Source organism: Gordonia sp. (in: high G+C Gram-positive bacteria), assembly GCF_052106715.1.
Lineage (GTDB): Bacteria > Actinomycetota > Actinomycetes > Mycobacteriales > Mycobacteriaceae > Gordonia.
In genome coordinates this window covers 1-13,722 of sequence record NZ_JBQEDL010000030.1, presented here as the reverse complement: position 1 = coordinate 13,722, position 13,722 = coordinate 1, and the positions used below count along the sequence as shown (strand labels likewise).

At 68.2% G+C, this 13,722-nt stretch carries 8 protein-coding genes; 4 read left to right on the top strand and 4 right to left on the bottom strand.

The window, feature by feature from the left end; translation table 11 throughout:
- Positions 1 to 44 precede the first annotated feature (44 nt).
- Entirely contained in the window at positions 45 to 1,022 is a 978-nt protein-coding gene (locus tag ACTIMF_RS14505; RefSeq protein WP_442351005.1) for an ABC transporter permease, read from the top strand.
- Between the two features lie 17 nt (positions 1,023 to 1,039).
- On the opposite strand, the gene ACTIMF_RS14500 is transcribed toward ACTIMF_RS14505, so the two are convergent.
- Positions 1,040 to 1,786: an NAD-dependent deacylase gene (locus ACTIMF_RS14500; RefSeq protein ID WP_442351004.1), complete on the bottom strand. Its 747-nt coding sequence runs from the start codon at positions 1,784 to 1,786 to the stop codon at positions 1,040 to 1,042.
- A complete protein-coding gene (locus tag ACTIMF_RS14495) occupies positions 1,783 to 2,214 on the bottom strand; it encodes an HIT family protein (RefSeq protein ID WP_442351003.1) in 432 nt (143 codons plus the stop codon). The genes ACTIMF_RS14500 and ACTIMF_RS14495 overlap by 4 nt, the downstream gene beginning before the upstream one ends.
- Before the next feature lie 193 nt (positions 2,215 to 2,407).
- Here ACTIMF_RS14495 and ACTIMF_RS14490 point away from each other — a divergent pair, with 193 nt between their 5' ends.
- Both ACTIMF_RS14490 and acpS read left to right on the top strand, forming a co-directional pair.
- On the top strand, positions 2,408 to 11,638 hold the full coding sequence (locus tag ACTIMF_RS14490) for a fatty acid synthase subunit beta domain-containing protein (RefSeq protein ID WP_442351002.1): 9,231 nt from the start codon (positions 2,408 to 2,410) through the stop codon (positions 11,636 to 11,638).
- Positions 11,638 to 12,039 (top strand): holo-ACP synthase AcpS, encoded by a 402-nt coding sequence (acpS, locus tag ACTIMF_RS14485; RefSeq protein WP_442351001.1) that lies wholly within the window; start codon positions 11,638 to 11,640, stop codon positions 12,037 to 12,039. The genes ACTIMF_RS14490 and acpS overlap by 1 nt, the downstream gene beginning before the upstream one ends.
- A gap of 20 nt (positions 12,040 to 12,059) precedes the next feature.
- Here the strand turns inward: acpS and ACTIMF_RS14480 are convergent, their stop codons facing one another.
- Together ACTIMF_RS14480 and bcp are read right to left on the bottom strand one after the other, a co-directional pair.
- Positions 12,060 to 12,698 carry a TetR/AcrR family transcriptional regulator gene (locus tag ACTIMF_RS14480; protein ID WP_442351000.1) on the bottom strand — a complete coding sequence of 213 codons (639 nt, stop codon included), beginning with the start codon at positions 12,696 to 12,698 and terminating at the stop codon, positions 12,060 to 12,062.
- A 10-nt stretch (positions 12,699 to 12,708) separates the two neighbouring features.
- The gene (bcp, locus tag ACTIMF_RS14475; protein WP_442350999.1) at positions 12,709 to 13,182 is read right to left on the bottom strand and encodes a thioredoxin-dependent thiol peroxidase; all 474 of its coding nucleotides are present in this window, start codon (positions 13,180 to 13,182) and stop codon (positions 12,709 to 12,711) included.
- A gap of 93 nt (positions 13,183 to 13,275) precedes the next feature.
- Here bcp and ACTIMF_RS14470 point away from each other — a divergent pair, with 93 nt between their 5' ends.
- Positions 13,276 to 13,497 carry a DUF3618 domain-containing protein gene (locus ACTIMF_RS14470; protein ID WP_442350998.1) on the top strand — a complete coding sequence of 74 codons (222 nt, stop codon included), beginning with the start codon at positions 13,276 to 13,278 and terminating at the stop codon, positions 13,495 to 13,497.
- Positions 13,498 to 13,722: the final 225 nt, after the last annotated feature.

Sequence of the window (13,722 nt, the reverse complement as noted above, 5' to 3'; positions counted from 1 at the left end):
TACCGTCGCGGTCAACGTATGTTGAAATATTTTGGAGGTTGGACGTGTCATCGACTGTCCGCACACTGGTCGGCGTCGTCGTCGGCCTCGCGATCGTTATCCCACTGGTACTGCTGATGTTCATCTCGCCCGCGTCGAAAGGGTCTCCACGCGACCTGCCTATCGGCGTCGTCGGGCCGCAGTCTGCCGCGGAGTCCGTTGACGGCATGCTCAAGGAACGTCAGCCGGGAGCCTTCGAGGTCGAGGCCTACGCGAACGCCGAAGCGCTGCGAAGCGCGGCCGAGAACCGCGACGTGTACGGCGGATTCGTCGTCGGTCCGTCGTCGCAGACGGTGATCGCCACCGGCGCGAGTCCGGCGGTCGCGACGATGCTCGTCGAGATCGGAGCGGGCGTCGCCGCGCAGTCGGGTGCGACGCAGACGGTCCTCGACATCGCCCCGGCCGCCGACGGTGACCCGCGGGGCGCCGGCTTCGGCTCGATGGTGATGCCCGTGTTCATGGCGGGTGCAGCCCTCGGAGCAGCGGCCGCGCTGGTCGGTCGTCGCCGTCGCGTCATCGCGGCAGTCCTGCCCATCGGTGCTGCCGCGGTCTCGGCGAGCGCGATCGGCGTCGCGACGTGGATCGGCGTGCTGTCGGGTGATTTCGCACTCGAATGGCTGGCACTGGCCGCGGGCATCCTGGCGATCGCCGCGCCGGTATCGGGCCTGGTCTCGGTGATGGGAGCCAAGGGGATCGGTGTGGCAGCGCTCCTGTTCATGCTGATCGGAATGCCGCTCGCCGGCGTCTCCGCGCCGCCGGAGTTCCTTCCCGGGATCTGGGGCGGACTAGGCCAACTGCTACCCCTCGGAGCGACCGGAACTGCGCTGCGCAGCGCAGCGTTCTTCGACGGGGCGGGTTCGCTGAACGCCGCGATCGTGCTCGCGTGCTGGATCGCGGTGGGGTACCTGTTCCTCACGGTGTCCCGACGCCGGACTCCCGCAGTGGAAGAATCGGTGGACGCACCTGAGCTCACGCCTGTGTGAGCGAGCCCTACCGCCGGTCAGCTCTGATCGCGCCGCGCGAGGAGGTCGGGAAGCATCTGCGTCGCCGGTCCGGCGAGTCTCACTGTCGCGAACGTCGTCACCGCCGATGGTTCCGGGTTCACCTCGATTACCGGTACGCCTGCCGCGCAGGTCCGCTCGGGCAGTTCGGCTGCTGGGTAGACGACTCCGGTCGTGCCCACGACGATCATCAGGTCTGCGTCATCTAGTACGTTCTCGGCGCGCCGCCAGTCGTCAGACGGCAGGGGCTCGCCGAACCAGACGACGCCGGGGCGCAGCGTCGAACCGCACAATGGGCAGGCCGGTCGAGGTGTCGCCGCAGCGAGGTCCGACGACTCCGGCCGTCCGCAGTCCTGGCATCGGGGCGCGAACAGGCTGCCGTGCAGATGGCTCGCGACGACACTGCCCGCCCGTTCGTGTAGATCGTCGACGTTCTGGGTGACGACTGAGACTGTGACGCCGCGGCGTCGGCCAAGTTCGGCGACCGCGAGGTGTCCGGCGTTGGGCGCCACCGACCGCACCCGAGTGGCGCGGTCGGCGTACCAGGCCCACACCAGGTCCGGGTCGCTCGCCCACCCCTCGGGGGACGCGAGCGTCATCGGATCGTGGTTCGCCCATATTCCGGTCAACGCGTCGCGGAAGGTAGGTATCCCGCTCTCCGCGGACATCCCGGCGCCGGTGAAGACGACGATCGACGAAGCGGCTTCGAGCAGATCGCGTGCGGTATCGAGATCACCGGTGCTCACTTCTGCGCCGCGATCGTCGTACGTAGTTGCCTCGCAGTCGATTCCAGATCGCCGGGGCGGCGAGTGAGGAAGCCTTTCGCGAAGGTCAGCTTGTCGCCCGACTGTCGCGGCACCACGTGGACGTGCGTGTGGAACACCGTCTGCATCGCGGCCCGGCCATCGTTGAGGGCGAGATTGACCCCATCGGCGCCGAACTCGGGGGCCTTCAGTGCGTTCGCGATCCGCTGCGCGGCAGACAACAAGGCAGACCCGAGAGACGGGTCGAGATCGGAGAGCCCGGACGAGTGTGTGCGCGGAACGACGAGTGTGTGGCCGCGTGTGATCGGCGCGCGGTCCAGGAAGGCGACCACGTCGTCGTCGGCATAGATCAGATGTCCTGGACTGCGTTCGGCGACGATGTCGCAGAATACGCACGCGTCGCGAGTCATTGGTTCACCGTAATGCGTGGCGTACCGCGTTTTGTGTGAGCACAATCACCGAGATCTTCCTAGGCGCAGGTCGATTCGGTTACCCCGCGGTCTACCGGCGGGTATACCTGCGGGTCGCTCGGAAACATGAGGGTTACCTCATGTTTGTGTGTCACGATGGTCGCGTTCCGCACATCGGCCGACAGGAGTATCAGTGACCCTCGACCAGTTCCGCTTCAGCAATCGCACTTCCCCCTCTGAGCCATCTGAAAGTCTGATCGACCGATTCAGCGCGGGCGAGGGCTACGCGATTAGCTTCGGCGGACAGGGGGGACCGTGGCTCACTGGCCTGGCCGAGCTCGTCGCCGACGCCGATCTGAGTCGTGACATCGAGGCGACGCTCGTCGGCGCCGCGCGTCTTCTCGCTCCGGTGGCCGATGAGCTCGCTGCCGCAGGCGGCGACCGATTCACGCCAGTCGACTGGCTCACTGCTCTCGACAACGAGGAGTCGGTGCCCGACGACGCCGAACTCGCGAGCGCTCACCTGTCGCTGCCCGGGATCTTGCTGACGCAGATCGCCGCGATCGCGAATCTCGCCAAGCAGGGGCTGGACACCCGCGCGCTGCCGCCGAGCGCCGTGATCGGGCATTCGCAGGGCCTGCTCGCGATCGACGCCGTCGCCACCGCCGAGCACGCGCGTGAGCATGAGGACGCCGAACTGCTGGCCGTATCGCAGCTGATGGGAGCCGCCGCAACCCTCGTCGCTCGTCGCTCGGGGCTGTCCGGGAGGGCCGACGGACACCACGACGGCACCGCACCGATGGTCGCCGTCTCCGGGGTTGCGCCGCACGAGATCGACGCGATGCTCACCGAGTACGCGGCGAGTCTGCCCGCAGGAACTGTCGGCCTGCCCACCGTCGCGATCGTCAACAACCGACGCTCCGTCGTGGTCTCCGGCGCGCCCCGCCACCTCGCAGGTCTCGCGCAGCTGTGTGATCGGCGAGCTGAGTCCGACGCGGCCGACCGCAAGGCGAAGAAGACCGGTGGGAGTCCGTTCGCACCGGTCTTCGACGAGTTGTCGGTGACCGTGCCGTTTCACCACCCCGACCTGAGCCCCGCAGTCGACCTCGTCGAACAGTGGGCCGAGCGCTGCGGCATCGATGTCGAGTTCGCGCGCCGCCACGCCACCCGCATCCTCGTCGAGCCGGTGGACTGGGTCGACCAGATCGGCGACGTCGTCAGCTCCGGAGCCACGTGGATCCTCGACTTCGGCCCCGTCGATCTCGGGGCACGCCTCGCCGCGTCGGTCGCCCGAGGACAGGGCGTCGGCGTCGTCGCCGCGGCGACGAGGCGCGGCCAGCGCAGCCTGTTCGTCCCCGGCAGCGCCCCAGCCGTCGCAGCAGCATGGTCGACGTTCACGCCGCGGTTGGTGTCGCTGCCGACCGGGCGGGTCGGTGTCGACACCGCGTTCACGCGCCTCACGGGCCGGTCGCCGATGCTCCTCGCGGGCATGACGCCGACCACTGTCGATCCGGCGATCGTCGCGGCCGCTGCCAACGCGGGTCACTGGGCCGAGTTGGCAGGCGGTGGGCAGGTCACCGAGGAGATCTTCGCGGCCAACGTCGACAAGCTGACCGGCCTGCTCGACGCGAACCGCCAGGTCCAGTTCAACTCGCTGTTCCTCGATCCGTACCTGTGGAAGCTGCAGCTCGGCGGCAAGCGTCTCGTCCAGAAGGCGCGCGCACAGGGTGCGCCGATCGACGGCGTCGTCATCACAGCTGGTATCCCCGAGCTCGAGGAAGCGGTCGACCTCGTCGCCGAGTTCACCGACGCGGGTCTGCACTACGTCGCGTTCAAGCCGGGCACCGTCGATCAGATCCGCTCCGTCGTCCGTATCGCGACGCAGACGCCGGAGTTCCCAGTCATCGTCCAGATCGAGGGCGGGCGCGCAGGCGGGCACCATTCGTGGGAGGACCTCGACGATCTGCTGTTGGCCACCTACGGCGAGCTGCGCGACCGGCCGAACGTCGTCGTGTGCGTCGGTGGCGGCATCGGTACGCCAGAACGTGCGTCGGAGTACCTGACCGGCGCATGGTCGACCGCGTACGGTTACCCGGCCATGCCGCTCGACGGAATCCTGGTCGGCACCGCCGCGATGGCGACTCTCGAGGCGACTACCGCGCCCGAGGTCAAGCAGCTCCTCGCCGACACCGAAGGCTGCCCGGACTGGGTCGGCGCCGGACACGCCACCGGCGGTATGGCGTCGGGCCGCAGCCAACTCGGCGCAGACATCCACGAGATCGACAACTCCGCGTCGCGGTGCGGTCGACTCCTCGACGAGGTCGCCGGTGACCCAGAAGCTGTGGCCGACCGCCGCGACGAGATCATCGCCGCCATGGCGGGCACGGCCAAGCCCTACTTCGGCGACGTCGCCGAGATGACCTACGGCGAATGGCTCGGGCGCTACGCCGAGCTCGCTGTCGGTTCGACGGAGGATCCGTATCCGTGGGCCGACATCACCTGGGAGTCGCGCTTCGTCGAGATGCTGCGTCGCACCGAGGCGCGCATGCACGAGTTGGACAACGGCGAGTTCGAGTCGTTGTTCGGCGATCGCGTCACCGACGCGCACGCCGCTCTGCGGCTGATCGCCGAGGCGTTCCCCGCGATCGACACCGACATCCTGCATCCGGCCGACGTCGCATTCTTCCTCGAGCTGTGCCGGACCCCGGGCAAGCCCGTCAACTTCGTCCCCGTCATCGACAAGGACGTGCGTCGCTGGTGGCGTAGCGATTCGCTGTGGCAAGCCCACGACGCACGCTACTCGGCAGACGAGGTCTGCATCATCCCCGGTACCGTCGCCGTCTCCGGCATCACACGCGTCGACGAACCGGTCGGCGATCTGCTGAACCGTTTCGAGCGCCAGGTGATCACTGATCTGCGTGCGTCCGGCGCCGAGCCCGAGGTGGTTGCCGGCCGTCGCCGTCGCGGCATCGTCGAGCAGTCCAGCCCCTTGAGCATCCTTATCGAGGCCGAGGACGTCCTGTGGGCAGGCCGCCAGGTTCGCAACCCGATCGCACTTCTGGGCGACCGCGAGGAGTGGACGATCATCGACGGCGAGCGCGCCGAGCACCCGAACGGCGCTGTCATCGCGTACGTTCCGGATGCCGAAGCCGCCGACGACGAGATCCGGCTCGACCTGACCGTCCCGGTGTCCGGCACTGAACTGCGCATTCCGTTCATCGGTGACCTCAGGGTGGTCGACGGTGGCAGCCCACGGGTGGGCACCGCCTCCGCGGCGGGAGCGATGCGCGAACTGTTGGCCGTCGCCGCAGGCGGGAGCCTCGCCGCCGTGACCGACGGTGCGGCGTGCGACACCATCGCGTGGCGTGCGGACTCGGTCGCCGACCACAGTGGTGCGACCAGTGCAATCCTCCCCAGTGTCCTGCGCGCGGTGACCCCGTCGTCGCCGAACGGCTTCGCCGTGCCCGACGCACTGGTCGTCGCGTGCTGGCCGACCGTCTTCAGTGTCATCGGGGCCGTTGCCACCGACGACGGCCTACCGGTCGTGGAGGGCCTGCTCGACCTCGTCCACCTCGACCACGCGATCTCGCTGGTCGGCGCGCTTCCGACCGTCGACACGGGCTTGACCGTCGAGGCTCGGTGCCTCGGCGTCACCGACGCCGACGTGGGGCGCGTGGTCGAGATCGAGGTCGCCGTCACCGACGGCGACACCCCGGTCGCCCGTCTCGTCGAGCGCTTCGCGATCCGCAATCGTGTCGGTGCGGCGACGCTGGCCGACCCGGTCCGTGCAGGTGGCGCGATCGACGACGAACGGGCCGGAACCCGCAAGCATGTCCGGTCGGCGACCGTCACCGCGCCGGCCCGCATGAACGGTTTCGCCGTCGTATCGGGCGACCGCAACCCGATCCACACCGACCCGCTCGCCGCGCGGCTGGCCGGGCTCGGTGATCCGATCGTGCACGGCATGTGGCTGTCGGCGGTTGCGCAGCAGGTCGTCACCGCAGCGTCCGTCGCGCAACCGGTGCCCGCACCGCGTGCACTGCGCGGCTGGACGGCTCGCTACCTCGGCATGGTCCGTCTCTCCGACACCGTCGACATCAGGGTGGACCGCGTGGGCATCGATCACGGCCGCGAGGTCGTCGAAGTAACCGCCACGGTCGACGGCGAACTGGTGATGGCGGCGACCGCGCTGCTCGACGCACCGCGCACCGTGTATGCGTTCCCCGGACAGGGCATCCAGAGCAAGGGGATGGGCTTGGACGCCCGGTCGCGCAGCGCTGCAGCCCGGGAGATCTGGGATCGTGCCGACAAGCACACCCGCAAGGCCCTCGGCTTCTCGATCCTCGCCGTCGTCCGCGACAACCCGACCACGCTCATCGCCGGTGGCGAGCGGTACCACCACCCGGACGGCGTCCTGTTCCTGACGCAGTTCACACAGGTCGCGATGGCCACACTGGGTGTCGCGCAGATCGCAGAACTCCGAGAGGCGGATGCCTTCGTCGAAGACTCCATCACCTGTGGCCATTCGGTCGGCGAGTACAACGCGCTCGCCGCATGCGCAGGTGTGCTCCCGCTCGAAGCCGTCCTCGAAGTCGTCTTCCAACGCGGAAGTGCGATGCACCACCTCGTCCCCCGGGACGCGAAGGGACGCAGCGACTACCGGTTGGCGGCTATCCGCCCGAGCCAGTTCGGTCTGGCCGACGATGACGTCGAGAGCTTCGTGACCTCGCTCGGCGAAGAGAACGGCGAGTTCCTCGAGGTCGTCAACCTCAATCTCCTCGGCTCGCAGTACGCCATCGCAGGTACTGTCCGCGGACTCGAACTCCTCGAAGAGGACATCGATCGACGTCGCGCCGAGTTCGGTGGCAAACGAGCGTTCATCCTCGTCCCGGGGATCGATGTCCCGTTCCACTCAACCGTCCTGCGCGCAGGCGTGCCCGAGTTCCGAGGCAAGCTCGACGAACTGCTGCCCGAGGTCATCGACCCCGAGATCCTCGTCGGGAACTACATCCCGAACCTGGTCCCGCGCCTGTTCAATCTCGGCCGTGACTTCGTGCAGGAGATCGCCGACCTCGTTCCGTCCGAGCCGCTCGACGCGGTGCTCGCCGACTGGGACGCGTGGGAGGCCGAGCCCGCCGCGTTGGCTCGCATCATCCTCATCGAACTGCTCGCCTGGCAGTTCGCCAGCCCCGTCCGGTGGATCGAGACGCAGGACCTCCTGTTCTCGACGGTCGAGCAGGGTGGCCTGGGCATCGAGCGATTCGTCGAGGTCGGCGTCAAGTCGGCCCCGACGCTGACCGGCCTGGCCCGCAACACTTTGAAGCTCGCGCCGTACGGTGCTGCCGTCACCGAGGTGCTCAATGTCGAATCGGACGAGCAACTGCTGCGGGCCGAAGACAGCGCGCCCGAGCCCGTCGACGAGGAGAGTGCCGACGAAGCACCGGCCGAAGCCCAGCCGGAAGCCACTCCGGTCGCTGCTGCCCCGGCGGTCCCGGTCGCCGCCGCAGCAGGTCCGCGTCCCGCCGACATCGAGTTCGGGCCCGCCGATGCGGTCCGTGCCGTGATCGCGCTCTGGACCAAGATGACTCCCGCACAGATCGGGGCGGTCGACACCATCGAGTCGCTGTGCGACGGCGTCTCCTCACGCCGTAACCAGCTTCTCCTCGACATCGGGGGTGAGCTCGGTCTCGGTGCCATCGACGGCGCGGCCGAAGCAGATATGGCGGCGCTCTCCACGACAGTCGAGACGCTCGCTCGTGGTTACAAGCCCTTCGGTGACGTGTTGACCGATGCGGTCGGTGACCAGATCCGCAAGGTCGCGGGCCCCACCGGCAAACGTCAGGCCTATATCACCGACCGCGTCACGGACACGTGGCAGCTGGGCGGTGGCTGGCCACAGCACGCGCTCGTGGCCGTCGCGCTCGGATCGCGTGAGGGCGCCAGCGTCCGCGGTGGTGACCTCGGCGATCTGCTCGACGGCGGCGTGTCCACGGCGGCCGACCTCGACGCTCTCGTCGACCGTGCCGTCCGCTCGGTCGGTGCAGCTCGGGGTGTCACCGTCGAGCTGCCCGCGGCCGCGTCGTCAGAGGGCGGCGCCGTCGACTCGGCAGCGCTCGACGCCTTCGCCGACGAGGTGACCGGACCCGGCGGCGTTCTCGCGGCGACCGCCAACACGATCCTGACCAGGCTCGGACTCGTCGACCTCGAGTCGGCTGGCGAGGTCATCGAAGATCCGAATGCCATAGCCGCGGAACGCATCAGCGACGAGCTCGGTGCCGACTGGGTTCGCACCGTCACGCCGTCGTTCGACGAGAAGCGTGCCGTACTGCTCGATGACCGGTGGGCCAGTGCGCGCGAAGACCTCGCGCGTCTCTGGCTGGCCGAGGAGGACGTGGTGGACGCCGACCACGACCGGATCGTCGCACGTCTACGCGCGGCGGGCCCAACTGTCGCCGAACACGCCACCTGGTGGCAGGGCAAGGCGCTGCACCGCGGCTTCCGTGTGCACGCCCGCCTGTTCACGGCAATCGCCGACGCTGCAGAGTCGACCGAGCGTGGAGAGTTCGCCGACGACGTCGCTGTCGTCACCGGCGCATCACCCGACTCGATCGCGGCCTCCGTCGTCGGCAGACTGCTCGGCGGGGGAGCGACGGTCATCGTCACCACGTCGCGGCTGAACGCCGAGCGTCTCTCGTTCTACAAGAAGCTCTACCGTGAGCACGCCGCCGTCGGCGCCGCGCTGTGGGCGGTTCCGGCGAACTTGGCCTCGTACGTCGACGTCGACGCCGTCGTCGAGTGGATCGGTACCGAGCAGACCGAGAACCTCGGAGCGACGACCGGAGTCATCAAAGAAGCGATGACACCGACTCTGCTCTTCCCGTTCGCGGCTCCGCGAGTGGCGGGCGACCTCACCGACGTCGGTGGTCGCGCCGAACTCGAGATGAAGGTCCTGCTGTGGTCGGTGGAACGTCTGATCGCCGGCCTCGGCGCCATCGGTGCCGACCACGATCTCGACTCCCGGGTCCACGTGGTGCTTCCGGGATCGCCGAACCGCGGCATGTTCGGCGGCGACGGCGCATACGGCGAGGCGAAAGCCGCGCTCGACGCCCTCGTCACCCGCTGGGGCGCCGAGGAGTCGTGGGGATCGCGCACAACGCTGGCGCACGCCCTCATCGGGTGGGTACGCGGCACCGGACTTATGGGCGCCAACGACGGAATGGTCGCCGCGGTCGAGGCCGCAGGCGTGCGTACCTGGAGCACCGAGGAGATGGCGGCCGAGCTCGTCGCACTCTGCTCGGCGGGCACCCGTAAAGATGCGCGCCGAGGCCCGGTCGTCGCCGACCTCACCGCCGGACTCGATCCGAACATCGACCTCAAGGCGTTGGCGGCGCAGGCCGCGGAGTCGGACGCGCCCGTTGAGGGGGAGTCTGACGCGGGAGAGGACGATGCCCGCAACCCGCTGGTGGCCGCACTGCCCGCCCCGGCCCGTGCCGACCTCCCGACCGCGCACGCGTGGCCCGAGATCACGGCGCGGCCCGAGGACATGGTCGTGATCGTCGGCGCGGGTGAGGTCGGACCGTACGGTTCGTCGCGCACGCGGTTCGAGATGGAGGTCGACGAGAAGCTCTCCGCCGCAGGCGTTCTCGAGCTCGCATGGAACACGGGCCTGGTCACTTGGGAAGAGACGCCGAAGCCGGGTTGGTACGACGTCGCCTCCGGCGACCGGATCGCTGAAGCCGAGATCGCCGACCGCTACCACGACGAGGTCGTCGAACGCTGCGGTATCCGTCGCTACGCCGACGAGGGCGCGATGGTCGAGAACTCCGCTCCGTTGCTGGAGTCGGTGTTCCTCGACGACGATCTGACGTTCACCGTGCCGAACGAGGCCGCGGCCCGCGCATTCGCGTCGGCGGATCCCGAGCGCACCCGGATCGTCGCGACCGAATCCGGTGATTGGACGGTCACTCGGCTGGCCGGCACCGAGATCCGCGTCCCGCGTCGCTTCGAATTGTCACGGACCGTCGGCGGACAGATCCCGACCGGCTTCGACCCGGTCCGCTGGGGAGTCTCACCGGACATGGCCGAGTCCGTCGATCGAGTCGCGCTGTGGAACCTCGTCGCGACCGTCGACGCGTTCTTGACCGCGGGTCTTAGCCCGAGCGAGCTCATGCGCTGGGTCCACCCCGGCCTGGTCGCCAATACGCAGGGCACGGGCATGGGCGGCATGACGTCGATGCGGTCGCTGTACGTGGACACGCTGCTCGGCGAGTCGAAGGCCAACGACATCTTGCAGGAAGCGCTTCCGAACGTCGTCGCCGCGCACGTCGTGCAGTCGTACATCGGCTCGTACGGAGCGATGATCCACCCGGTCGCCGCGTGCGCGACGGCTGCGGTCTCCGTCGAGGAGGGTGCGGACAAGATCCGGCTGGGCAAGGCGCTGTTCGCTGTTGCAGGTGGATTCGACGACCTCGGTATCGAAGGCATCGTCGGATTCGGTGACATGTCGGCGACGGCGGACTCAGCGGACATGGCGGCCAAGGGAATCGGCGAGCGTCGCTACTCCCGAGCCAACGACCGTCGTCGCGGCGGCTTCGTCGAGTCGGCGGGCGGCGGCACCGTGCTGCTGGCCCGCGGTGACGTTGCCGCAGAACTGGGTCTGCCGGTTCTCGGCGTGGTCGCGTGGGCGCAGAGCTTCGGCGATGGCGTGCACACGTCGATCCCGGCTCCGGGCCTCGGCGCCCTCGGCGCGGCCCGCGGCGAGGCGTCGTCGCCGCTCGCGTCGTCGCTCGCCTCGCTGGGCGTCAGCGCCGACGATGTGGCGGTCGTGTCCAAGCACGACACGTCCACTCGTGCCAACGATCCGAACGAGTCGGAACTGCACGAGCGTCTGGCCGGTGCCATCGGCCGCGGCGACGGAGCGCCGTTGTTCGTGGTGTCGCAGAAGTCGTTGACCGGTCACGCCAAGGGCGGTGCTGCCGCATTCCAGCTGATCGGGCTATGCCAGGTGCTCCGCGACGGTGTCCTCCCGCCCAACCGGAGCCTGGACTGTGTGGACGAGAAGATGGCCGAGTACCAGCACCTGGTGTGGCCGCGGGAGCCCCTGCGGATGGGGGCGCGGTTCCCGCTCAAAGCGGGTCTGCTCACCAGTCTCGGCTTTGGCCACGTGTCGGGTCTCATCGCAGTCGTCCATCCCGAGGCGTTCGTCGCCTCGCTCGACGAGTCGAGCCGCGACGGCTATCGGCGGGCGGCGGCTGCCCGTCTGCGCGACGGTCGTCAGCGTCTGCTGTCGTCGATGTGTGGCGGCGAACCGGCCTACCAGCGTCCGGACGGACGTCGTTTCGGCGACGCCGACGAGCACACCGCCGAGTCGGCGCTGTTGCTCGACCCGGAGTCGCGGCTGACCGCGGAAGGCACTTACGTCTGATGAGCATTGTCGGAGTGGGGATCGACATGGTGTCGGTTCCCGAGTTCAGCGAGCAGCTGTCCACGCCGGGCTCGACGTTCATCGGTCACTTCTCGGTCGGCGAACGTCGTGACGTGGCCGACCGCAGCGGCGACGGCGTCCGAAACCTTGCGGCGCGGTGGGCGGCCCGCGAAGCCGTCATCAAGGCGTGGTCGTCCAGCAGGTTCGGTCTCGCACCGCTGTTGCCGGACACGGCTGTGAATCAGGTGGAGATTCAGTCGGACTCGTTCGGAAGACCGCGTGTTCGTCTACACGGCGATCTGGCGAATGCGATCGGCCACTTGCGGATCCACGTATCGTTGACGCACGACGGCGACATGGCCGGCGCCGTCGCGATCCTTGAGGAGGCGGCGCAAGGCTAGTCGTCTTGGCGCTCGGAGGTTCAGGCGCCCTCGATCGACTCTTCGAGGAGCAGGTAGCCGGCGAGCATCCGTTTGAGTTCGCCGACTACCTCTTCGTGGTGGTGCGGCGCCTGCACGGAGAAGCTGAGCAACGAGTACGCGGCGTGGACGAGGACCTCGGCCATCATCTGGCGTCGGTCGCGCTCGGACGTCGGGGTCAGCGGCGCGAGGATGCGCGAGACTTGTTCGGCGAGGATCTTCTCGGTGATCGACGCCGTCGCACGTGTGGCGGGGGTCGACTGGACCGCCAGCCAGACGGCACGGCGCGACGGGTCGGTGCGCCACAGCTCGGCGAGGTGGTCCAAGAACTTCTCCAGTAGCTGCGGCCACTGGAGCGACGGGATCTCTGAGGCGAACGCGGACAGTTCTTCGCTCACCGCGGTCGTGTCCTGGCGGTCGAGCTCGCAGACGACCACGTACTTGTTGGCGAAGTACTGGTAGATGGTACCGATGGGGAGATCGGCGCGCTGCGCGATCTGCTCGCAGGTCAGCGAATCGAAACCGACGTCGATCAGTACATCGCGCGCCGACGACAGGATCGTCTCGAACGTCCGTCGACTCCGTTCCTGCGTCGGCCGCTTACGCGGGACGAGGGGCTCAGGTGAGTCAGCATGGGTCATGCCGAGAGAGTCAGATCGACAGGTCGCGACGTAGCTTCGCGACATGCCCGGTAGCGCGCACGTTGTACTGCGCGGCCGCGATGACGCCGTTCTCGTCGACGAGGAACGTCGATCGGATGACGCCCTGGACGACCTTCCCGTACATCTTCTTCTCGCCGAACGCGCCCCACGCGGTGAGGACTGTCTTGTCGGGATCACTCAGGAGCGGGAACGTCAGCTCGTCGCGTTCGACGAACTTCGCGAGCTTGGCAGGTTTGTCGGGCGAGACGCCGATGACGTCGATGCCCTGGCCGTTCAGCTCGGCGAGACTGTCGCGGAAATCGCATGCCTGCTTGGTGCAGCCGGGGGTCATCGCTGCCGGGTAGAAGTAGACGATCACCTTGCGTCCGGCGTAGTCGGAGAGGGACACGGGCTTCTCAGTGGAGTCGAGAAGAGTGAAACCAGGGGCTGTGTCTCCGACAGAGAGGCGCGCATTCTCAGACATACCGCCAGGCTATCCGATCGTAGTGACAGTGATCCCTTGTAGGCTCAACCCGAAGACGAACGCTGAGAAGTCGAAAGTATCTGGAGGACGAACGTGGCCGGTGACACCGAACGGATCGAGAAGGACATCGCGCAGGCGCGCGAGGAGCTCGCGAAGACCCTCGATCAGCTCGCGGTGAAGGGGAACCCGCAGCGACTGGCTGGCGAGGCGAAGGCGAAGGCGTTGGGCATCGTTCAGAAGCCGGCCGTCAAGTACGGAGCCGCCGGAGTCGGCGCCCTCGTCGTGGTCGCGGTGATCGTCAAGATCTTCCGCTGACCGCACTGCTGGTCGAGCTCAGCCCTGCTGGTCGAGCGGAGTCGAGACCCCCGGTCCGCCGGTCTGTTCGCAGACCGGCGGACCACTGCGTTAACGCCCAGTCCCACCGCCGACCTGGCGATTTGGGTTATCTTCGATCCTGCTGTTAATGTTTCTTCTCGCAAGGCCAAGCGCCATTAGCTCAATTGGCAGAGCAGCTGACTCTTAATCAGCGGGTTCGGGGTT

What these genes read in the sequence shown, in the direction of transcription:
- ACTIMF_RS14495 (WP_442351003.1), bottom strand. Translation starts at nt 2,214, where the DNA reads ATGACTCGCGACGCGTGCGTATTCTGCGACATCGTCGCCGAACGCAGT.
- acpS (WP_442351001.1), top strand. Translation starts at nt 11,638, where the DNA reads ATGAGCATTGTCGGAGTGGGGATCGACATGGTGTCGGTTCCCGAGTTC.
- ACTIMF_RS14480 (WP_442351000.1), bottom strand. Translation starts at nt 12,698, where the DNA reads ATGACCCATGCTGACTCACCTGAGCCCCTCGTCCCGCGTAAGCGGCCG.
- bcp (WP_442350999.1), bottom strand. Translation starts at nt 13,182, where the DNA reads ATGTCTGAGAATGCGCGCCTCTCTGTCGGAGACACAGCCCCTGGTTTC.